The sequence below is a fragment of the Actinoplanes sp. TBRC 11911 genome, from assembly GCF_012933445.1.
Lineage (GTDB): Bacteria > Actinomycetota > Actinomycetes > Mycobacteriales > Micromonosporaceae > Actinoplanes.
In genome coordinates this window covers 96,581-118,581 of sequence record NZ_JABBNC010000022.1, presented here as the reverse complement: position 1 = coordinate 118,581, position 22,001 = coordinate 96,581, and the positions used below count along the sequence as shown (strand labels likewise).

The window sequence follows — 22,001 nt, the reverse complement described above, 5'->3', positions numbered from 1 at the left end:
GACCGACCCGGGGCCCGGAGGAGGCGGAACAAGGGCGGAGGAAAGGGGCGCCGATCACACTCCCGAGACGCAGCGAGCCGTCAGATCCGGATCAAATTTCGTCGGCCTCGCCACGATCGGAACAGTACAAATTCGTGCCCGGCAGGTACAAAGACTGAGGCCGGACTCACGCCGCTGAACTCGGCCGCACCGATAACGTCTTGCGGGTCGCCCGGCAGGTGGGGGGCTATGCCTCCGGCCACGAGGCGAGACCCAGCAGCTCGATCGCGTCGACGGCGAGGAGCTCGCCGAGGCTGCCGAGGAGGCGGTCGCGGGCGTCCTCGGGCAGCCACACCGGAGAGCCGGCGGCCAGCGGCAGCACGTGCAGCGTGAGCGACGAGCCGGGCGCGTAGCCGGCGTCGCGCAGGCTGACCACCCAGTCCGAGCCATCCCAGAACCGGTCGGTCACCGTGCGCCCGTCGACCCGCAGCTGCGCGACATCCCCCGCCCACGATATCCGGATAAATCCGTCCAGATCGTCGGGCAGCCGCGGCAGCGAGAGCGAGAAAACCGCCGCGAGCTCCTCGAAGACGGCCGCGGAGGGCGCCGACTGCCGCCCGTCAAATTTCCCGTACGCCACCGGCACCGCCCCACCCGCACGACGCACGAGGGTGGCGCGCCCGTCCGCGACCGCCCCCAGCGAGGGGGCCGCGCGGCGCATCGGGACCTCGACGAACCCGCCGGCGGCGTAGACCCGCACCTCCGGATATGCCGACGACGTCCGGGCCGTCACCACCCCGTCCGGGTCCCACGTCAGCTCGTCGGCCGACAGAAAGAGCCGCCTGCGGTCCACGTCGACCCACACCGCATCCGCCACCGACGCCGGCAGGACCAGCAGATCCGCGTCCGCCGACACCCGCACCGGGACCGTCGACGCCTCGACCTCGTGCACCACCCCGCCGACCGAATACGACACCGGGATCCCCGCCGACTCCACGCACACCAGCGTCGTGCGGGCGCCCGGCAGCACCGTCAACGCCGACGCGGTCACCCAGTCGAGGCGCACGCCTCCCGCGTCCCACCCCAGCGGCCACCGCGCGAGCGTCCCCGCCGGAATCGTCATCGGCGAGGCGGGCAGAACGACGGAACGGTCGTCGAGGCGTACGGCAAATTGGGCTTCTGCATAGTCCGGCAGCGGGACGTGTGGCTGATGCCAGGAGATGAACAGGAATCCGCTGTCGCCATTGCTGCGTAACGCATAGCGCAGCGTCCGGACATCCTCCACACCGGACGGGCGTAGGTCGGGCAGGCTCGACGGCATCTCGGCCAGCGCCGGACCGAAAGCGGCCAGGAACGCATGCTGCTGACGTAACAGCGCGTGCGACCCGCTCAGCAGTCCGGCCTCCCCGATCGGGGCGTGGAAGTCATAGCCGAGCGGTGTCATGTCGTTCGGATAGCCGGAGGCGTGCGATTCCTGCGTGCCCGGCGGGTTCGTGCCCCCGGCGTACATGTAATAGCCCTGCCAGGCCGACCCGTTGCCGATTTTGCCGTGCGCGATGGCCGCCACGTCGAGCGCCGAAGGCCGCGGTCGCCGGTGGTACGCGGTCGCCATGCCGCCGCCGAGTTCGCAGGTGGCGGGCGGAAAGAGCGGCGACGGCGACCGGGCCGGCCGCGCCGGATTCGACCGCCGCAGATCGGCTCCGATGCCCGGGTCGTCCCAGACGTGCGAGAAGAAATAATGCTCGCGGAACGTCGGATCCCAGGGCGCGTCCGCGTCGACCCAGAATCCGTCGCCGTACCCGCCGTAAAGCGGAAACACTTCCTCCGCCGGAAGCTCGGCCCCGCCCCAGGCCGTCGCCGTCCACAGTGGAGCCGATAATCCCGCCGCCCGGGCGAGCCGCTTCAACGTCAGCAGATGCCCCGGCTGATCGTAGAGCTCGTTCTCCAATTGCAGCCCTGCTAACGACCGCCCGGCAACCTGCGCGGCGAGCTGCGAAAACCATTCCGAGACGAGTGCCAGATAGGCCGGGTCATCGGTCCGGTGGCGTACCGGGGAATCCTGAACCCAATCCGGGAAGCCGCCATTGCGGGTCTCGCCGTGACACCACGGACCGATGCGCAGCACCACGTCGAACCCTTCGGCCGCACACGCGTCCAGAAACGCGCCCACGTCGCGATTCCCGTCGAAGCGCGGCCGGCCACGTTCCGGGACGTGGTGCAGCCAGAAGGCGTACGCGGAAATGACCGTGACCCCGCCGGAGCGCATCTGCCGCAGCCGGGAGACCCAGCGATGGCGTGGCACCCGGCTGTAGTGGATCTCGCCGGAGACCGGGATGACCGGGTGCCCGTCGCGCGTCAGGTAGCGGCTGGTCAGCGACAGACCGGGCCGCGCGTCCACCTCGTTGCTCATCGGTGGGCGGCGCGGCTCCGACGTCCAGGGTTGATGCCGGACGACGAGTGCGGTCACGGGCGCTCCTCGATGGATGAACGAGGACTGTAACCGGTCACAGCCCACCAGGCACGCACGATACCGCCCTTTAACCGCATGGAAGCAATCCCTTGACATTCACGATGGCGAGGCTCACTGTAACCGGTCACAGGCCCTGTTCGACCCCCATCGATCGAGGAGCTTTCGATGAAGAAGACTCTCGTGCTGCTTGCCGCGGCGCTTCTGATAGCGAGCTGCAGCAACGGCGGCGACAGCGACGACCAGGCCGCGAAACCCGGCGAGAAGGTCGAGCTGACCTACTGGAGCTGGGCGCCCAACATGGACAAGGTCGTCGAGGGCTGGAACGCCGCGCACCCCGACATCCACGTGACGGTCAACAAGCAGGACGGCGGCGACCCGGCGGTCACCAAGCTGCTCACCGCGATCAAGGCGGGCAGCGGCGCACCGGACGTGATGCAGGCCGAATATCAGAAGCTGCCCACGCTGGTCTCGGCGAACGCCCTCGCGGACATCGCGAAGGAGGCCGGCGGCCTGAAGGCCAAGTTCCCCGACTCAGTGTGGAACGCGGTCACGCTCGGGTCCGAGTCGGTGTACGGCGTGCCGCAGGACTCCGGCCCGATGATGTTCTTCTACCGCTCCGACGTCTTCGACAAGCTCGGCCTCAAGGCGCCGGCCACCTGGGACGACTACGCCGCGGCGGCCCGCAAGATCCACCAGGCGAACCCGAAGCAGTACCTCGGCACCTTCTCCTCCAACGACCCGGGCTGGTTCGCCGGGCTCGCCCAGCAGGCCGGCGCGTCCTGGTGGGGCATCCAGGGTGACACCTGGTCGGTGGCGATCGACGGTGCCGCCACCCAGAAGGTCGCCTCCTACTGGGGTGGCCTGGTACAGGCCGGCGTGATCGACAACAAGCCGATGTACACGCCGGAGTGGAACGCCGCGCTCAACGACGGCACCCAGGCCGGCTGGCTCGGCGCGGTGTGGGGTCCGGGCGTACTGGAAGGCAACGCCGCCAAGACCAAGGGCAAGTGGAAGGTCGCGCAGCTCCCGCAATGGGACCCGGCGCAGCCGGCCAACGGCAACTGGGGCGGGTCGGCCACCAGCGTGACCTCGCAGAGCAAGCACAAGACGCAGGCCGCGTCGTTCGTCGCGTGGCTGAACACCGATCCGGCCGCGCTCAAGGCTTTGGCCACCGACGCCAACGTCTACCCCGCCGCCAACGACGCGACCAGCGTCGCGTTGACGTCGCCGCCCGCGTTCTTCGCGAACCAGCCGGACTACTACACGATCGCCGCCGAGGCCGGGAAGATCACCAACCCGTTCACGTACGGTCCGAACGTCAACGTCACCTACAGCTCGTACAACGACGCGTTCGCCAAGGCGGCGGAGGCCAAGAAGGGCTTCCCGGACGCGCTCGCCACCATGCAGAAGGCCACGGTCGACGACATGAAGAACGCCGGCTTCAAGATCGCGGGCTGATCATGCGGCGTACCGGCGTACCCTATGCGTTCCTGGCCCCGGCCCTGGTGCTGTTCGCGGCGTTCCTGGCGGCACCGATCGGCTACTCGATCTACCTGAGCCTGCGCCGGGTCAAGGTGAGCGGTCTCGGGCTGGGCCGGGGCGCGCGCACCGAGGTGTGGGCCGGGCTCGGCAACTACACCCGCTCACTGTCCGACGCCGAGTTCCTGCCCAGCGTGGTGCGCGTCGGGGCGTACGGGCTGGTGGTCGTGCCGGTCATGCTCGGCCTGGCGCTGCTGATGGCGTTGCTGCTGGACGCCGGGCGCACCCGGGTCGGCACCTTCGCGCGGACGTCGATCTTCCTCCCGTACGCCATCCCGGCCGTGATCGCCTCGCTGCTGTGGGGCTTTCTGTACCTGCCGCGGGTGAGCCCGATCGTGGACGCGCTGCAGGGCGCGGGCATCCAGCCGCCGGACGCCCTGTCCTCGTCCTGGGTGCTCTACGCGGTCGCCAACATCGCGATCTGGGGCGGCACCGGCTTCAACATGATCGTGCTCTACACGGCGCTGCGGGCCATCCCGACCGAGATGGTCGAGGCGTCCCGGCTGGACGGCGCCTCGGACGTCCAGATCGCGTGGCGCATCAAGATCCCGATCATCACGCCGTCGCTGATCATGACGTTCGTCTTCTCGCTCATCGCCACGCTGCAGGTCTTCGCCGAGCCGATGACGCTGCGGCCGCTGAGCAACACCATCTCCACCACCTGGACGCCGCTGATGAAGGTCTACCGGGACGCGTTCACCCGCAACGACATCTACTCGGCGGCGGCCACCTCGGTGATCATCGCGGTGGCGACCTTCGCGATCTCGTTCGGCTTCCTGCGCCTGGTCGGCACCCGCGCGTTCGGTCAGGAGAACTGATGGCCGTCCTGGTTCTGGAGACCGCCGCGGTCACCGCTGAGCGGCCGCGCCGGCGCACCAGCCCGACCGCGACCGTGCTGCTCCTGCTCGGCGCCGCGTACTGCCTGCTCCCGGTCGTCTGGGTGGTGATCGCCTCGACGAAGAGCTCCGGCGACCTGTTCAGCACGTTCACGCTGACGCCCGGCACCCACCTGTTCGGCAACATCGGCTTCCTGTCGTCCTACCGCGACGGTCTCTACTGGCGCTGGATGATCAATTCCCTCCTGTACGCCGGTGCCGGCGCGGCAGCATCGACGCTGGTCTCGGCGATGGCGGGTTTCGCGCTCGCCAAGTACGAGTTCCGCGGCAAGTCGTTCGTGTTCAACCTGATCCTCGCCGGGGTGCTGGTGCCCGGCGTGATCCTCGCCGTCCCGCAGTACCTGCTGCTGGCCAAGGTGGGGATGACCAACACGTACTGGGCGGTGCTGCTGCCGTCGATGATCAGCCCGTACGGGATCTACCTGTCCCGGATCTTCGCGGCCGCGACGGTGCCGACCGAGATTCTCGAGGCCGCCCGGATCGACGGGGCCGGCGACGGGCGCGCCTTCGTGCGGGTGGTGCTGCCGATGATGCGCGCGGCGCTGGTCACCGTCTTCCTGTTCCAGTTCGTGGCGATCTGGAACAACTACATGCTGCCGTTCATCATGCTCGGCGACGACCAGCTGTTCCCGGTGACCGTGGGGCTCAGCGGCCTGCTCAACCAAGGTGCCACGCAGCCGGCCATGTACACGTCGGTGGTGACCGGGGCGCTGCTGTCGGTGGTGCCGCTGGTCGTATTGTTCCTGGGCCTGCAGCGCTACTGGCGGGTGGACCTCGCGGCCGGGGCGGTGAAGGCGTGACATGATCCCCGTCGTGCCCGGTACGCCGCGAAAACGGCCCACGATCCGCGACGTCGCTCGCGAGGCGGGGGTCTCCTACGCCACCGTGTCGCGCGTCCTGAACGGACGGGACTGGGTGAGCCCGGCGGCGGTGCGCTCGGTGCGGGAGGCGATCGCCCGCACCGGCTACACGGCCAACCCACACGCGCGGTCGCTCGCCACCGGACGGTCCGGGTCCATCGCGTTCCTGCTCACCGAGCCGCAGCATCTGCTGTTCGAGGACCCGAACTTCTCGGTGCTGCTGCGCGGCGCGGCCCAGGCCCTGTCCGACCGCTCCCTCACCCTGATCCTGATGATCGCGTCGACGCCCGCCGAACGCTCCCGCGCCGTCGCCTACCTCTCCGGCGGCCACGTGGACGGGGTGCTGCTGGTGTCACCGCACTCCGGCGACCCGCTGCTGGCCCAGCTCGTCGACGCCGGCGTGCCGATCGTGGCGTGCGGCCGCGTCCTGGGCTACGAGCAGACGATCAGCTCGGTCGCGGCGGACGACCGTTCTGGCGCCCGCTCGGCCGTGGAACACCTGATCGCGGCCGGCTGCACCCGCATCGCCACCATCACCGGCCCGCCCGACATGGCCGGCGGGGTGGACCGCCTGCAGGGTTATCAGGACGCGCTGACCGCGCACGGCCTGCCCCTGGACCCGTCACGGGTCGAGCACGGCGACTGGAGCCGGGAAAGTGGCGCCGCGGCGATGCAGACGCTGCTCACCCGGGCGCCGGCCTTGGACGCCGTCTTCGCGGCCTCCGACGCGATGGCCGCCGGCGCGCTCCGGGTCCTGCGCGCCGCCGGCCGCGACGTCCCCGGCGACGTGCGCGTGGTCGGCTTCGACGACTCGGGCCTGGCCGCGACGACCGAACCCCCACTGACGACGGTCCGGCATCCGCTGGACCGGGTAGCCGACGAGATGGTCCGCCTCCTGACGGACGTGATTGCAGGCCGCACCCCGTTGTCCATCACCGTGCCGACATCCTTGGTCGTGAGGGCGAGCTCCCCGGCTCCTTGACCGGGCCAGCCCGAGCGCCCCCCAGCGTCCCTACCCACTCGCAGCGCTCCATCCCAACCCCACTCCCAGCGCCCCGGGGCCAACCCGCTCTCCCAGCGCCCCAGCGCAACCCACGCCCAGCGCTCGCCCCAGCGCAACCCAGTCCTAGCGCTATTGACCAACTCAGTTCCAGCGCTTCAGCGCAACCCACTCCCAGCGCTCCAGAACCACCCGCTCCCAGCGCTCGAGCCAGCCGCCAACCCGCGCCGCTTTGCTGCGTGGCTCCCGGCGCTGCTCACCCGCGGTGCCACGCACACCCTCCTCGCTTCGCCCGACAAATCCGATATTTCCCCAGGGCCGGAAAGGAGCGACATGACCCGACCAACCCGCGCCGCAGAGCCCACTCCGATCCCGGCTACCACCCCACGCGCCACCCTGCCCAGTCCGACAAATCCGATATTTCACCGGTTCCAGAAAGGAGCGACATGATTCGAACGATGCGTGCCGCCGTGCTCGCCGCCGTCCTGGCGATCTCGGCGGGGGCGATCGCGACGCCCGCCCAAGCGCACACCGGTGCTGCACTCACGATGCGCGGGGCGGACGTCTCCTCGTTGCAGCGCAGCCTGGACCTCGGCGCGAAGTACTACGACGCCGGTGGGCGACGGCAGGACCCGCTTCGGATCCTGAAGTCGGCCGGGGCCAACTACATGCGGCTGCGCGTCTGGAACAACCCGGTCAGCGGCTACAACGACAAGGGCGCCGTGCTCCGGCAGGCGCGCTCGATCAAGGCGCGGGGTCTGAAGCTGCTCGTCGACTTCCACTACTCGGACACCTGGGCCGACCCGGGCAAGCAGTTCCCGCCGGTGGCCTGGGCCTCGCACTCGCTGGCCCAGCTGCAGAACGACGTCTACCGCTACACGTACGACGTGTGCCGTTCCCTCAAGGCGCAGGGCACCACTCCGGACAGCGTTCAGCTCGGCAACGAGATCAACGTCGGCATGCTGTGGCCGCAAGGGCAGGTCGTCAACAATGACTTCGGGCCGCTCGCCGCGCTGCTGAAGAAGGGCTACCAGGCGGTCAAGGACTGCAACCCGGGTACCAAGGTGCTGATCCACACCGCCGACGCGGACAACGTCGCGAACGCGCACTGGTTCTACGACGGGATCGCGGCGCAGGGCGTGAAGTGGGACGTCACCGCGCTGTCCTACTACTGCTTCTGGCACGGCACCCTGGCCAACCTGGCGAGCGTCATCACCGACGTCACGGCGCGCTACGGCAAGCCGGTCGTCATCGCCGAGACCGCGTACCAGTTCACGACCTTCGACGCCGACGACGAGAAGAACGTGATGGACGGCACCACCCTCTGCGACGGCAACCCGGCCACCCCGGCGGGGCAGGCGAACGAGTTCCGCCAGGTGCAGGACACGGCGCGCGCGGCCGGGGCGATCGGGGTCTTCTACTGGGAGCCGACCTGGTACGCCGTCAAGGGCAACGGCTGGGACCCGGCGGACATCAACGGGACCGGCGACGGCTGGGACAACATGGCGATCTTCGACGCGACGGGCCACGTGAACCCGCACATACGCTGGAAAGCCTGACGGAGATCCGGCCGCGGTGTGAGCCGACGACCGCCGCCGGCAGTGGGCAGTCGTCTCACACTCCGTAACTGTTCAGCTGGTTCCGTCGGCCGGGAGCCCCCGTGCGAGGCGACGCCGCCAGGCCCGGACAGGTCCCAGCTCCCCACAGTGGCCGCCCCACCCGGGCGTGGGGAGTCGCGACGCCGAGGAGGTTGCGGTTGCCCACACCGCAGCCACCCCCACCCGGGCGTGGGCACCCGCGACACCGGCAAGGTTGCGGTTCCCCACACCACGGCGACCCCCACCCGGGCGTGGGCACCCGCGACACCGGGAAAGTTGCGGTTCCCCACACCACGGCCACCCCCACCCGGGCGTGGGCACCCGCGACACCGGGAAGGTTGCGGTTCCCCACACCGCAGCCACCCCCACCCGGGCGTGGGCACCCGCGACACCGGGAAGGTTGCGGTTCCCCACACCGCAGCCACCCCCACCCGGGCGTGGGCACCCGCGACACCGGGAAGGTTGCGGTTCCCCACACCACGGCGACCCCCACCCAGGTGTGGGCACCCTCCACGACGGGAAGGTCCCGCCACAGAGGCCGGCAGACGACCGAGCACCCCGGGGGGGCCGTGCGGGCAACACGGGCAGGCCAGCCGACGACTGAGTACCCGGGGCGGCCCTTGCGGGCAGGACGGCCGGGCGGGCGGACGGCCCGGTGTTGCAGAAAGCCGGCCTGGTTGGCGGGGACTCTCCGCTGCCTCGTACGGCTGGGCAAGAGAGACCATTCTCACGGCATATTCACCGCTGAGCTGGGCTTCTCATGAGTGGAACTTGTGTGGAACATGAGTGGGAGTCCGAGAATTGGGAGTGGGAATGCGTCATCGCGTGGTTGTGATCGGAGCGGGTTTTGGCGGGCTCTTCGCGATCAAGGCACTGCGGAACGCCCCGGTCGACATCACCCTCGTCAACGGCACCGCGTACCACCTCTTCCAGCCGCTGCTCTACCAGCTGGCTACCGGCATCCTGTCCGAGGGCGAGATCGCGCCGCCCATCCGGGAGGTGCTCAAGAACCAGAAGAACGTCGACGTCAAGCTGGGGTGGGCGCAGCGGGTCGACGTCGGGAGCAAGACCGTGTACGTGGAGGGGCCGGGCATCGACTACACGGTCGAGTACGACACGCTGATCGTGTCGGCGGGGTCGTCGCAGTCGTACTTCGGGCATGAGGAGTACGCGACGTACGCGCCGGGCATGAAGAACGTCGACAACGCGCTCGAGCTGCGGGCGCGGATCTTCGCGGCGTTCGAGATCGCCGACCTGCAGCCGGACCCGGTCGAGCGGGAGCGGTGGATGACATTCGTGATCGTCGGGGCGGGGCCGACCGGCACCGAGATGGCCGGGCAGGTCGCCGAGCTGGCGCACCGCAACCTGCCGGGGCAGTACAAGCACATCGACCCGCGTAAGGCCCGGATCATCCTGGTGGACGCGCTCGACGCGGTGCTGAACACGTTCGGTGACCACCTCTCGACCCGGGCGCTGCGGCAGCTGCACCTGCTGGGTGTCGAGGTCGAGCTGAACACGAAGGTGGTCGGCGTCGACGCGACGGGCATCGACGTGGAGACCGAGCGCGGCACCGAGCGGATCGAGTCGATGACCAAGGTGTGGGCGGCCGGTGTGTCGGCGCCGCCGCTGGCCCGGCAGATCGCCGAGGCGGCCGGGGCGAAGACCGACCGGGCGGGGCGCATCTTCGTGGAGCGGGACCTGACCGTGCCGGGCCACCCGGAGATCATCGCGGTCGGCGACATGATCAACCTCAGTGACGAGAAGGGCGACGAGCTGCCGGGTGTCGCGCAGGTGGCGATCCAGGGCGGCAAGTACGCGGCGAAGCTGGTCAAGCGGCGGCTGGCCGGGAAGCCCGCGCCGGAGCCGTTCAAGTACTTCGACAAGGGCAGCCTCGCGGTGATCTCCCGGTCGTCGGCGGTGGCCAGCATCGGCAAGGTGCACCTGTCCGGCTTCGCGGCCTGGCTGATCTGGGTCGGGGTGCACCTGTTCTACCTGGTCGGGTTCAAGAACCGGATCACGGCAGTGTTGCACTGGGCGGTGAGTTTCCTCGGGCGCGGGCGGTCCGAGCGGATATCCACGGTGCAGATGGCGTACGGGCGGCAGGCGCTGCAGCATTACGGCGACCCGTTCCAGCATGTGCGGGTGACGCCGGAGCTTTCCGGGGAGCCTTCGGGAGAGCCGAAGCCGGAGCCGGAGCGGGCGCCGGAGCCCGCCGCCGAACCCTCCGGGAATTGATCTGTCCTTTTCCGAACTTCCGGCATCTTGTGTCCTAGGTGGACGCCCCCGCAGTCTGATGGCTCAGCCACTCATTCACGGGGGACAATATGGGAAAGCGTCTGTGGGCCGGGATCGCCGCGTGCGTCCTGGCCCTGACGTTCGCGCCCGCGCCGGCCACGGCCTCGGCCGGCGCGGGTTCAAAAACGGGACCGAACGCCGTCGTCGTCTGGAACGCCAACGCGCAGACCGCCATCTACGAGGTGGCGCGCCAAGGCCCGTACGTCGCGCCGCGCAGCTTCGCCATGGTCCAAGGCGCGGTCTACGACGCGGTGAACGCGATCGCCGGCAAGCCCTACCAGCCGTACGTGAGCGCACCCCAGGCCCGCCGCACCGATTCGCCGGACGCCGCCGTCGCCGCGGCCGCGCACCGGATCCTCGTCTCACTCTTCCCCGATCAGGCCGCGTCGATCGACACCATGTACGCGGAGTCGCTCGCCGCCATCCCGGACGGTCGCGCCAAGGCCGGCGGCATCCGGGTCGGCGTGGCCGCTGCCGACGCGATGATCGCCTTCCGGGTCGACGACGGCGCCTTCGGCCCCGCCACCTGGACTACCGCGTCCGGTCCCGGTCAGTGGCGGCCGACCCCTCCCACGTACGCCTCGGACGGCGCCTGGGTCGGCTTGATGCGACCGTTCGTGATCCCCCGCAACGACATGTTCCGCACGTCCGGACCGCCCCGCCTCTCCGGTGCCGCCTGGGCCCGTGACTACAACGAGGTCAAGTCGCTGGGTGCGGTGAACAGCACGACGCGTACGGCCGACCAGACCCAGGCGGCGATCTGGTGGCACGACCGGCGCCTCACCGAGTGGGAGATCAAGCGCCAGCTGGCACAGACGCAGCACCTGAACACGCTGCAGGCCGCCCGGATGATGGCGATGGCCGACGTGGCGAACGCGGACTCGCTGATCGCGTGCTTCAACGAGAAGAAGTACTGGAACTTCTGGCGCCCGGTGACCGCCGTGCAGGAGGGCGCCACCGACGGCAACCCGGCCACCGTCGCCGACCCGGCGTGGATGCCGCTGCTGGTGACACCGCCGTTCCCGGACTTCACCTCGGGTCACACGTGCTCCACGGCGACCATCATGCTGGCCCTGCGGCAGTTCTTCGGCCGCGACGACATCGCGTTCAGCGCGTACAGCGCCGACTCCGGGACGATCCGCCACTTCGACAGCTTCTCGGCGGCGCTGGCCGAGGTGGTGGAGGCCCGCATCTGGGGTGGCGTGCACTACCGATCGGCCGACGAGCAGGGCGTGAAGATCGGTACCGGCGTGGCGAAGTACGTGTTGTCGCACGAGTTCGGGCGCCGCTGACCTTATTCGCCGGGGTCGCCGCCGCACCGCGGCGGCCCCGGCCCCCGATCAGGCGGCGGCGTCCAGCAGGGACAGTCCGGCCGCGGTCGTCGAATAGAGCACCCGGTGGCCGCTGCGGACCCCGGCGATCAGGCCCGCCTCGCGCAGGATGCGCAGGTGCTGCGAGACGGCGCTGGGCGTGACACCGAGGGAGTGGGCCAGGTCGGCGCCGGTCGCGGGGGAGCGCAACGCCTCCAGCAGGTCGGCCCGCGCCCGGCCCAGCAGCTTGGCGACGGCCCGCCCGGCCGGGTGGGCGCCGGCCGACCACAACGTGCCGAGGCCCCGCGCCGGATAGCGTACGACCGTCCAGGTCGAGGTGGAGGCCCGGATCCGCACGGAGGACGGGCCGAGCGCCGACGGCATCAGGACCATGCCGCCGGGGGCCGGCCGGATGACGCGGTGGCCGGGGCGGCTGTCCAAGGTCAGCCGGCCGTCCTGCCAGCGCAGGTCCGGGTGCAGCCCGGCGAAGAGGCGGTCGGCGCCGCCCGCGGTCAGCTGAGCCGCCCGGTACGCCACGTCGGCGTCCAGCAGCGCGCGGATCCTCGGCCAGTGCGGCGCGATCAGCCGGTCGTACGCCGTACCGAGCTCGTCGGAGATCTCCCGCAGGCCGGCCGCGGGATGCGCGGCCAGACGGACCGCCGCCGGGGGCGGGTCGTCGCCGAAGATCCGGGTGAGGCTGGCGCGCACCTGGCCGGCACGGGTGCGGCGCAGCGCGGCCAGGTCCTCGTCGATCGTCGCCTCGAAGCGGTCGGGTGCGGGCAGCAGGAACTCGGGCCAGGACGGCCGGTCGTTGACGAGCAGATGCCAGGTCGCCGGCAGGCTCAGCGTCGCCGCCTCGGCCCGGGCCCAGCGCAGCCAGCGCGCGTGCAGCCGGACCGCGTCGCGCTCGCCCGGGGCGCGCCGGCCGCCGAGCAGGAGCAGCGCGCCGACCGTCTCGGCCAGCGGCGACAGGGCGAACCGGGTGGCGGCCAGCTCGGTGACGTCGAGGTCGACCATCAGAGGCACACCGGAAAATGTAGCTCGGCGCTACATGATTCCCCCGCACGTCGAAGCGTCCGAGGCTGGCCGCCGTGACCCGACTTCCCGCCGCGTACCGGCGTCTGCAGGGGGCCGCGATCGTGAGCAACGTGGGCGACGGCGCGTTCGCCGCGGCCGTCCCGCTGCTCGCCGTCGCCGTGACCCGTGATCCGCGTCTCGTCTCGCTGGTGTCCGCGGCGACGACGCTGCCGTGGCTGCTGCTGTCGCTGCCCACCGGCGCGCTGGTCGACCGGTACGACCGGGCCGGCCTGATGTGGCGCGCCCAGGCGGGCCAGGCCGTCGTGGCCGCCGTGGTCGCGGTGGCGGTCGCGGCCGGCGCGGCGAGCATCCCGGTGCTGGTCGGCGCGGCGTTCGTGCTGGGCGCGTGCGAGGTGGTCGTCGCCAACGCCGCGCAGGCCATCCTGCCCGGCATCGTGCCCGCCGCCGATCTGCAGCGCGCGAACGGCCGGCAGTTCGCGGCCACCTCCACCGCCAACACGTTCGCCGGGCCGCCGCTGGGCAGCCTTTTGTTCGGCGTCGCCGCGGCGCTGCCGTTCGGACTGGACGCGGCCACCTTCGCCGTTTCGGCGGCGGTGCTGAGGAAGCTCCCGCGCGGTGAGCGGCTGCCCGCCCCGGTGCCGCTGGGCCGGGCCGTCGCGGAGGGTTTGCGCTGGCTGGCCGGTCACCGCCTGTTGCGCACGCTCGCCCTGCTGCTGGCCGCGAACCTGTTCTGCTTCCAGCTCGCGAACGTCACCGTGGTGCTGTTCGCCACCCAGGTGCTCGGGTTGGGCGCACCGGCGTACGGGCTGCTGCTCACCGGCAGCGCGCTGGGCGGTGTGGCCGGGGCGATGGTCAACCACCGGATCGCCGTACGCCTCGGCACGCTGCCCACGGTCCTGCTGGCGCTCGGCGGTGCGGTGCCCGCCTACCTGCTGACCGCGGCCAGTCCCGACGTCTACGTCCTGGGCCTGCTGCTCACCGTGATCGGCTTCTTCTCGTCGATGTGGAACGTGGTGACGGTCACCCTGCGGCAGAGCGTGGTGCCGGCCGAGCTGCTGGGCCGGGTCAACTCGGTCTACCGGATGCTCGGCATGGGCCTCACCCCGCTGGGCGCGGTGGCCGGCGGTTTCGTCGCGCACGGCCTGGGCGTGCGCGCCGGCTTCGCGATCGCGGGCGTGCTGCGCGGCGGCGCCCTGCTCCTGGCACTGCCGGCGCTGCTGTCCGCACTACACGTCCGCCCCACCCTGCCGCGGGGGCAAGGTCAAGCCTCTTCGTCCGCCGTCTCCTCCTCGGCGAGCAGCTCCGAGGCCACCGGCTGATAGGACGTGTGCCAGTGCGGCGCCTCGAGCTCGTTCACGCCGACCGGGTCGGACAGCGCGCGGCGGATCGCGGCGTGCAGGCGGGCCTGTTCGTCGCCGGGGTCGAGGTACCAGGCGGTCGACCACACCCGGTGCATGTGCCAGCCCAGGTCGCGCAGCTCCTCGTAGCGCAGCCGGTCGCGGTCGCGCACGCTCGCGATCGTGCGGTATCCGGGGCCGTCCAGCTCGATGCCGAGGGCGAAGACGTCCTTCTCCTCGTCGGGGTGCAGCACGGCGAGGTCGATGACGTGGCCGGCCGCGCTGACCCGCCGGCGGACCCGGAAACCCCAGTCCCGTACGGCGTCCAGCACGGTCGCCTCGAACGGGGTGCTGTCGGCGGTGTCGTCCGGTTCCCGGCCCAGCGTGGCGGCGGACCTCTCGGCGTACTCGAGATAGGCCTTGAGGTGCCGGACGCTCTCGTTGCCCATGTCCGGCACGTCGCTGGCGTGGATGCTGGCGACGACCTCGACGCGGTACCGGGCGCGGGTCATCGCGACGTTGAGGCGCTTCCAGCCGTGCGGGTGGTTGAGGCTGCCGAAGTTGGTGCTGATCTTGTCATTCTCGTCGTAGCCGTAGCCGACGGACAGAATGATCACGTCGCGGACGTCGCCCTGGATCGCCTCCAGGCTTTTCACGAAAAATCCGGATAAACGGTCGTCGGCGATGGTCAGGTTCTGGTGTGCGGCCAGCGCCCGCCGGACGGCGTCGTCGATCGCATCCGCCTGCGCGACCGACAACGTCACCACACCGAGAGACTGCCCCGGCCGCGTCAGATAATGGTGCAGCACCCGCTCGGCAACCGCATCCGCCTCGATCGGATTGTCCGATGTGGTCTGCCGCCGGAAGATCCCGTCCACGAAGAACATCTCGACACCGTGGTCCGGCTCCTGCGGATAGGCCCGCGGCAGCCCGACGAGCCCGCCCTCGTAGTAGGCGAGATTGGCGAACGCGAACAACGCCTCGTGCCGGCTGCGGTGATGCCAGCCCAGCCGCAGCACCGGGAACGTGCTCCGGGCCAGCTCCAAGATGGACGGCAGATCCTCGACGTCGTCCTCGGCCCGCTCGTAGTAGGTGGTCGGCGGCAACTGCCGTTCGTCGCCCGAGACGATCAGCGCGTCCCCGCGGTACACACAGTTGATCGCGTCGGCCGTGGTCACCTGCGACGCCTCGTCGATGATGACGAAATCGAACTCCATCTCCGGCGGCAGGAACCGGCTCACCGCCAGCGGCGACATCAGCAGGCACGGCTTGAGCGCCTGCACCGCGTGCCGCGCCTGGGCGATCAGCTCCCGCACCGGCAGGTGACCGGCCTTCTTCACGCCTTCGCGACGCAGCAGCCCCGGTTCCCCGGCGGGCGACGACGACGGCCGGCGCGCCTCCACGGCGTACACGATGTCGGCCAGCGCCGCCCCGGTGAGCTCGTTGTCCAGCAGCCGGAACACCTCGACCAGATGGTTGCGGTCCTCGGCGCCGGAGGGCTGCAGGCCCGGGTCGTCGCGGATGACCGCGTCCGCCCAGCCCCGGTAGAGGCTGCGTTCCAGCACCGGCCACAGTTGCGCGGCGGCGATCTCCTCGTCGGCGCAGAAGTCGAGCGCCGCGGAGAGCCCGTGCCCGGCCAGCACGGCGCGCGCGTCCTCGTGCTCGAACCACTCCTGCTGGCCCTGCGTGTCGTGCAGCAGCTCGACCAGCAGGTCGCGGGCGCTGTCGTAGTCGCCCAGCTCCTTGACCAGGTCGGGATGCCGGGCCGGGCCGAACGCGTCCAGCACCTCACCGCGGGCCTGCTCCCAGCCGGCGACCGCGGCGCTGAGCCCGTCGCTGGGCTGGCTCTCCATCAGCGCGTGCGCCTGCTCCACGGTCAGCGGCGCGTCGTCGCCGGTCATCAGGCGGCGGGCCTGCGCGGACCAGGCGACGATCTCGTTCATCACCTCGTCCTCGGTCTTCGTGCCCCGGTAGACGGCGCCGAGCACCGCGGCGTGCGCGGCCGCCTCGGCCCAGATCGCCGCCTCCGCGTCGGTCGCCGCCTGCCGCTGGTGGGCGATCTCGATGGCCTCGGCCAGGGTGAGGTCGCGCCCGGTCGGCCCGCTGTACGCCCGGATCATCTCGGCGGCGGTGTGCAGCGGCTGGATGTGCGCGCGCAGCCAGTCCACCGCGTCCTGGATGGCGCCGTCGCCGAGCGGCGGCCGCGGTGCCCGCGCGGGCGAGGGTCGCAGCGTGGTCTTGAACCGGGTGAACTCGTCGCGGGCCTCGCCCACGATGCGCAGCAGGGCGCTGTTCGGGCGGGGCGCGCAGATGTGCACGACCACGGCGGGCAGCGCCTCCGGCGGCGTCTCGCGGATCACCTCGTCGGCGTTGTGCAGCGCCTCGTGGATCCGCGCGAAGTCGGTCTCGGTGCCGTTCCAGTGCCGGCCCAGGATCTCGGCGTGCTCGGACTCGGCGAGCGCGAGGTCCTCCAGGGCCTGCTTCCAGGCGGCGGCGTCCTCGACGTTGGCGATCGCGTCCTCCGGCTTCACGTCCGGCAGGGCGGCCTCGATCGCGGCGCGCTTCTCCTTGCGGTACGGGCGCAGCAGCTTGCGCGGCCCGGTGCGGCGGGTGAGCTTGTCGGCGACCTCGTCGATAGGCTCGTTCAGCACGTCCTCGTGATAGTGGCGGCGGGCCTGCGACTCGGCCGCGGTGACGCCCTCGACGGCGAGCCGTAACGCGCGCAACGCCGTGTGTGCGGCCGCCATGCCGCCCGTTTCGAACCAGGCTGGTTCCGGCTTGGCTTCGCGCCCGATGAGCTCGGCGATAGTGATGACCCGGACCGAGTCCGGAAATGTCACGACATTTGGTAATCCGAGGCGTGCGGTGACGCGGTCCAGGCTTTCCTGCCGGTCGGCCAGGCGGTCCGCTTCCTCGGCGAACTTGTTCGCGAGGTGGTCCGCCTGGGCGGCGTTCAACGGCCGCAGGTCGACGGCCTCGGGGACCAGTCCGGACAAATCCGGAACGTTGGTTAAATCGGCCTCGGACGGCAGCTCGGTCCACGGGATCCCGCCGTAACGCAGCGCCGCGAGGTGCCGGGTCAGGTCCGCGGCCGCCTTCTGCACCGGCTGGATGCTCGGGATCGTCAGCCAGTCCTCCTCGAGCCGGTGCGGCCGCCGTCCCGCGTGCGTCGCGAGCGCTGCCAGCCGGGCCGCGCCGGCCGGTTCGTGCAGGTCGAACGCGTCCGCCAGGGTGGAGTTGGCGATCACCGTCTCGGCCAGTTTGCCCAGCGCGGTCAGCGCCAGCCGCAGCCTTCCATCGAGGGGTTCCCGCTCGATCGCGTACCGCCACAGGTAGCTGTCGCTGCGCACCCGCCCGAGCCGGCCGACGGCCTCGTGCATCTCGCGCATCGCGTCGGCGGTGAGCTCGGCGGGCGGGCTGGTGCCGGGCGGCGCCTCCGGCACCTCGTGCAGGTGCGAGCAGATCCCGAGCACCTCGTACAGGCTCAGGCCCAGGGGTTGGCGGACCCGGTTCATGGCTTCCGCGTACGCCTGCAGCCGCTCGCGGCGTTCCCGCACGGCGCGGCGGTCGATCGGGTCCATGCTGGCCAGCGGGACGGGATCGGTGTTGAGCGCGTGGGCCAGCGCCTCGGCGACCTCCCGTCGGCCGGTGCGGTCGCTGTGCAGCGCGAGAAGGTAGTTGCCGAGCCCCGCGAGGGTGAGCCGCTCCTGCACGGTGTCCAGCGCGGCGGCCTTCTCCGAGACGACCAGCACCCGCTTGCCGGCGTGCATCAGGGCGCCGACCACGTTGGCGATCGTCTGCGACTTGCCGGTGCCGGGCGGGCCGTCCATCACAAAGCTGTGCCCGGCCATCGCGGCGGCCACACAGACCCGCTGGGTGGCGTCGGCGTTCAGCAGCAGCGGCACGTCCTCGGGCGGCGCCACCTCGTCGATCCGGTCGGCCGGCACCGGCTGAAAAACGAATGTTCGTTCGGCATCGTGCGTCGCCAGCGCCCGCACCACCGGATGCTCCACGATGTGCGGCTCGTTCTCGTACAGGTCGTAGTACATCGCCTCGCGGTGCACGCTGAGGCAGGCCAGCACCACGGTCTCGTCCGCGTACCAGCCGCGCCGCTCCCCGATCGCCACGTCGATGTGCGCCCACAGCACCGTCACGTCGAGGTCCGCGAGCGAGTCCACCTCGGGGATCTCGATGTCCTCCTCGGCCATCCGGATCGCCAGCGCCGGGTTCACGATCGGGTCCTCGCCGCGCGCGACCAGATGCGGCCCGGCCGGGTCGAGGTCCACCGGGATCAACAAGATCGGGCTTTCGTACGGGGTCCCGTCGGCTTCCGTCCAGTGCAGCATCCCGACGCCCAGGAACAGCGGGGAGACGCCGCGGTCGAGCAGTTCCTGCCGGGAGCGCCGGTAGAAGCGGTGCAGCAGCAGCCCGAGCACCTCGTCCGGCAGCTCGGTGCGCAGCAGACCCGACGGCCGCAGCGGGTCGACCGGCGTGTCCTCGAGGAAGTGGTGCACTCCCCCGTCCTGCAGCACCTTCACGATCGCCTTGGGCGACGGCCCGGTGATCTCTAGCGCGCCGCCGGCCACCCGCGGAAAGCTGAGCAGCGGGTTGGCGCCGGTCAGGTCGACGAGGCCGGATCGCCACGTGTCGAGGGCAGCCCGGACTTGCGCCCCTGGCAACCCGCTGTGCTCCTGTGCATGCTCCGGCAACATGCCTCAATTCCAGCAAGTAAGCACCCGTCACGCCGGGTTTTCGCCGGGTTCGCTCCGCATATTAGCGACATTCCGGTTTCCTCCCGCTCAATCCCCCTTCCCCGTACGCCTCCCCACCGCCCCTCCGCCGCACCCGCCCCCACCGCCACAGCCCGCCCGCCCCGCGAGCGGTGTGGGCATCCCCAACGCCCCCGCCGTCGCCCCTCCCCACGCCGCGAGCCCCGAGCCCAGCCGTGGGGACCCACGACGCCCAGGACGCCGCAGTTCCCCACACCGGCAAAGCCTTACGAGCAGTGTGGGCATCAGAAACGCCCCCGCCGTCACACCTCCCCACACCGCGGGCGCCCAACCCAGCCGTGGGGACCCACGACGCCCAGGACGCCGCAGCTCCCCACACCGGCAAAGCCTTACGAGCAGTGTGGGCATCAGAAACGCCCCCGCCGTCGCACCTCGACACAGCACGAGGCCCGAGCCCCGCCGTGGGGACCACGACCGGCCAGGGCGTCACAACTCCCCACACTGGCGAAGCCAGACGGGCGGTGTGGGCATCCCCAACGCCCCCGCCGTCGCAGCTCAACCCACCAGCGAAGCCTCACGGGCGGTGTGGGCATCCCCAACGCCCCCGCCGTCGCAGCTCAACCCACCGGCGAAGCCTCACGAGCGGTGTGGGCATCACGAACGCCCTGGTCGTCGCAGCTCGACACGGCGACCAGGGTGGAGCGGCCGGCCGCGGCGGGTGGGGCGCCGCGGCCGGCCGGGTCACGGGTCAGGCGGCGTGGTGGGCCACCTGCGGGGCCGGCTCGGTCGGCGTCGCGCCGGCGGCCCCGCGCTCCAGGGCCGCACCCTCCACGTCGAGCACCGGCAGCCACCGCAACCAGCGCGGCAGCCACCACGCCGCGCGGCCGAGCAACGCCAGCGCGGCCGGCACCGCCACCATGCGGATCACCAGGGCGTCGAACAGGATGCCCATGGCCAGCGCGAACGCGATCGGCTTGATGGTCTGGTTGCCCTCGGGGACGAAGCCGGCGAAAACCGCGAACATGATCGTCGCGGCGGCGACCACGACCGGGGCCGCCTGGCGGAAGCCGGTCACGATGGCGTCGCGCGGGGACGCGCCGTGGGCGTGTGCCTCGTGCATGCGGGACACCAGGAAGACCTGGTAGTCCATCGCCAGGCCGAACAGGATGCCGACGATGATGATCGGGGCGAGGCTCAGCAGCGGGCCGGTGACGTTCGCGTTGACCAGGGTGTGCAGCCAGCCCCACTGGAAGACGGCGGTGGTGGCGCCCAGCGACGCCCCGATCGTGAGCAGGAAGCCCAGCACCCCGACGATCGGCACCAGCAGCGAGCGGAACACCAGCACCAGCAGCACGAACGCCAAGCCGACGACCAGCGCCAGATAGACCGGCAGCGCGTCGCTGAGCTTCTGTGACACGTCGATGCTGATCGCGGTCTGCCCGGTGACGTAGACGCGCGCGTCCGGTCCGTCGGCCACGTCGTCGCGGATGGTGTGCACCAGGTTGACCGTGGCGCTGTCCTCCGGGGACGACGACGGGATGACGGTGATCAGTGCCGCGTTCCGGTCGGGCGCCACCGACGGTGCGGTCGCCAGAGCCACGCCGGGCAGGGTCGCGACCTGCGAGCGTACCGAAGCCGCGTAAGCCGGACCGCCGGAGCCGTCCACCAGGATCAGCAGCGGGCCGGCGAAGCCCGGCCCGAAGCCGCGGTCGATGATCGCGGAGGCCTTCGCCGCGCTGCTGCCCTCGGGGTCCTTCTGGTTGAGCGACGTCTCCATGGACAGCACCGGGATCGCCACGACCGCGAGCCCGACCGCCGCCACCACCAGGCTGACCACGCGATGCCGGGTCACCATGTTCGCCCAGCCGCGGTAGAAGCCGCGCCCCTCGTCGGCCGCGGCCACGGCGGTGCCGCGCTGTTTGCGGGGCAGGGCCCGGCGCCCGACGAAGCCGAGGATCGCGGGCACCAGGGTGATCGCCACCAGCACCGCGATGACGATCGTCGCGGCCGCGGCCAGGCCCATCTCGCTCAGGAACGGGATGCCCACCACGGACAGGCCGGCCAGCGCGATGACGACGGTGAGGCCGGCCGTCACGACCGCGGACCCGGCCGTGCCGACCGCCATGGCCGCGGCGTCCGGCACGTCGAGCCCGCGCCGCAGCTCTTGCCGGAACCGGGTCATGATGAACAGGCAGTAGTCGATGCCCACCGCGAGCCCCAGCATGATCGCGAGGATCGGGGTGGTCGACTGCAGGTCCACGAAGCCGGTCAGCGTGGTGATGCCGAGCGCGCCGATGGCCACGCCGATGATCGCGGTCAGCAGGTTCATCCCGGCGGCGATCAGCGTGCCGTAGGTCAGCGCGAGCACCACCAGCGCGACGATGACGCCGATGAACTCGGACGCGCCGCCGATGTCGGCGCCGTTCTCCTGGGCCGCCTCGCCGCGGACCTCGACGGTCAGGCCGCCGGCCCCTGCCTGGGTCACCGCCGTCCGCAGCGCGTCGCGCTCGTCGTTGGTGATTTCCGAGGCCTGTACGCCGTACGTGACGGTGCTGAACGCGTCGCGCTGATCCTGCGAGACGGTCGGCCGTTGCGGATCGAGAGGGTTGCTCGCGGAAACAACCCCGGGAAGCTTCGCGAGCGTGCCGACCACCTGGGTCACCTGAGCGGCGGTCGCCGGGTCGGTGATCTTGCCGGGTGCCTGGAACACCACCTGGGCGGTGGCGCCGGCCGACGCGTCGCCGAAGCGCTTCTGCATGATGTCGAGCGCGGTCGTCGACTCCTGGCCGGGAATCGAGAAAGTGTTCACCGTCTTGCCCGCTAAGGTGCCCGCGCCCACCGCGAGCGCGAGTAAGACCACGAGCCAGGCGACCGTGACCGCCGTCCGATGCCGGACGGAGGCGAGGCCGAGGCGATGCAGCAGCGTTGCCATGAAGGGTTCCTCAGAGG

The 22,001-nt window shown here is 71.1% G+C and carries 12 protein-coding genes; 8 read left to right on the top strand and 4 right to left on the bottom strand.

Annotated features, from left to right (window positions below; genetic code table 11):
* Positions 1 to 226: 226 nt before the first annotated feature.
* Complete coding sequence (locus tag HH310_RS26760; protein WP_312034337.1) at positions 227 to 2,446, bottom strand: beta-galactosidase; 2,220 nt, start codon at positions 2,444 to 2,446, stop codon at positions 227 to 229.
* A 168-nt stretch (positions 2,447 to 2,614) separates the two neighbouring features.
* Between HH310_RS26760 and HH310_RS26755 the strand changes: the two genes are divergently transcribed.
* The 7 genes from HH310_RS26755 to HH310_RS26725 all read left to right on the top strand — a co-directional run bounded on the left by HH310_RS26755 (position 2,615) and on the right by HH310_RS26725 (position 11,929).
* Entirely contained in the window at positions 2,615 to 3,907 is a 1,293-nt protein-coding gene (locus tag HH310_RS26755; RefSeq protein ID WP_169178410.1) for an ABC transporter substrate-binding protein, read from the top strand.
* Positions 3,908 to 3,909: 2 nt separating this feature from the next.
* Positions 3,910 to 4,806, top strand: a complete 897-nt coding sequence (locus HH310_RS26750; RefSeq protein WP_169178409.1) for a carbohydrate ABC transporter permease — start codon at positions 3,910 to 3,912, stop codon at positions 4,804 to 4,806.
* Positions 4,806 to 5,684, top strand: a complete 879-nt coding sequence (locus HH310_RS26745) for a carbohydrate ABC transporter permease (RefSeq protein ID WP_169178408.1) — start codon at positions 4,806 to 4,808, stop codon at positions 5,682 to 5,684. Before HH310_RS26750 ends, HH310_RS26745 begins: the two co-directional genes overlap by 1 nt.
* Before the next feature lies 1 nt (position 5,685).
* A complete protein-coding gene (locus tag HH310_RS26740; RefSeq protein WP_169178407.1) occupies positions 5,686 to 6,726 on the top strand; it encodes a LacI family DNA-binding transcriptional regulator in 1,041 nt (346 codons plus the stop codon).
* Positions 6,727 to 7,190: 464 nt separating this feature from the next.
* The gene (locus tag HH310_RS26735; RefSeq protein WP_248294441.1) at positions 7,191 to 8,303 is read left to right on the top strand and encodes a glycosyl hydrolase 53 family protein; all 1,113 of its coding nucleotides are present in this window, start codon (positions 7,191 to 7,193) and stop codon (positions 8,301 to 8,303) included.
* A gap of 852 nt (positions 8,304 to 9,155) precedes the next feature.
* The gene (locus tag HH310_RS26730; RefSeq protein WP_169178406.1) at positions 9,156 to 10,577 is read left to right on the top strand and encodes an NAD(P)/FAD-dependent oxidoreductase; all 1,422 of its coding nucleotides are present in this window, start codon (positions 9,156 to 9,158) and stop codon (positions 10,575 to 10,577) included.
* Positions 10,578 to 10,666: 89 nt separating this feature from the next.
* The gene (locus tag HH310_RS26725) at positions 10,667 to 11,929 is read left to right on the top strand and encodes a vanadium-dependent haloperoxidase (protein WP_169178405.1); all 1,263 of its coding nucleotides are present in this window, start codon (positions 10,667 to 10,669) and stop codon (positions 11,927 to 11,929) included.
* Positions 11,930 to 11,977: 48 nt separating this feature from the next.
* Here HH310_RS26725 and HH310_RS26720 read toward each other — a convergent pair whose 3' ends face one another.
* A complete protein-coding gene (locus tag HH310_RS26720; RefSeq protein WP_248294449.1) occupies positions 11,978 to 12,964 on the bottom strand; it encodes a winged helix-turn-helix domain-containing protein in 987 nt (328 codons plus the stop codon).
* A gap of 74 nt (positions 12,965 to 13,038) precedes the next feature.
* Between HH310_RS26720 and HH310_RS26715 the strand changes: the two genes are divergently transcribed.
* On the top strand, positions 13,039 to 14,304 hold the full coding sequence (locus HH310_RS26715) for an MFS transporter (RefSeq protein WP_169178404.1): 1,266 nt from the start codon (positions 13,039 to 13,041) through the stop codon (positions 14,302 to 14,304).
* On the opposite strand, the gene HH310_RS26710 is transcribed toward HH310_RS26715, so the two are convergent.
* Both HH310_RS26710 and HH310_RS26705 read right to left on the bottom strand, forming a co-directional pair.
* Complete coding sequence (locus HH310_RS26710) at positions 14,247 to 19,034, bottom strand: DUF4011 domain-containing protein (protein ID WP_169178403.1); 4,788 nt, start codon at positions 19,032 to 19,034, stop codon at positions 14,247 to 14,249. The two genes, HH310_RS26715 and HH310_RS26710, sit on opposite strands and share 58 nt — an antisense overlap.
* A gap of 766 nt (positions 19,035 to 19,800) precedes the next feature.
* Positions 19,801 to 21,984 (bottom strand): MMPL family transporter, encoded by a 2,184-nt coding sequence (locus HH310_RS26705; RefSeq protein WP_169178402.1) that lies wholly within the window; start codon positions 21,982 to 21,984, stop codon positions 19,801 to 19,803.
* Positions 21,985 to 22,001 lie beyond the last annotated feature (17 nt).

Excerpts from the sequence above, each read along its gene's own strand:
- HH310_RS26735 (WP_248294441.1), top strand. The coding sequence starts at position 7,191 with ATGATTCGAACGATGCGTGCCGCCGTGCTCGCCGCCGTCCTGGCGATC.
- HH310_RS26710 (WP_169178403.1), bottom strand. The coding sequence starts at position 19,034 with ATGTTGCCGGAGCATGCACAGGAGCACAGCGGGTTGCCAGGGGCGCAA.
- HH310_RS26750 (WP_169178409.1), top strand. The coding sequence starts at position 3,910 with ATGCGGCGTACCGGCGTACCCTATGCGTTCCTGGCCCCGGCCCTGGTG.
- HH310_RS26745 (WP_169178408.1), top strand. The coding sequence starts at position 4,806 with ATGGCCGTCCTGGTTCTGGAGACCGCCGCGGTCACCGCTGAGCGGCCG.
- HH310_RS26720 (WP_248294449.1), bottom strand. The coding sequence starts at position 12,964 with ATGGTCGACCTCGACGTCACCGAGCTGGCCGCCACCCGGTTCGCCCTG.
- HH310_RS26730 (WP_169178406.1), top strand. The coding sequence starts at position 9,156 with ATGCGTCATCGCGTGGTTGTGATCGGAGCGGGTTTTGGCGGGCTCTTC.
- HH310_RS26705 (WP_169178402.1), bottom strand. The coding sequence starts at position 21,984 with ATGGCAACGCTGCTGCATCGCCTCGGCCTCGCCTCCGTCCGGCATCGG.
- HH310_RS26755 (WP_169178410.1), top strand. The coding sequence starts at position 2,615 with ATGAAGAAGACTCTCGTGCTGCTTGCCGCGGCGCTTCTGATAGCGAGC.
- HH310_RS26740 (WP_169178407.1), top strand. The coding sequence starts at position 5,686 with ATGATCCCCGTCGTGCCCGGTACGCCGCGAAAACGGCCCACGATCCGC.
- HH310_RS26725 (WP_169178405.1), top strand. The coding sequence starts at position 10,667 with ATGGGAAAGCGTCTGTGGGCCGGGATCGCCGCGTGCGTCCTGGCCCTG.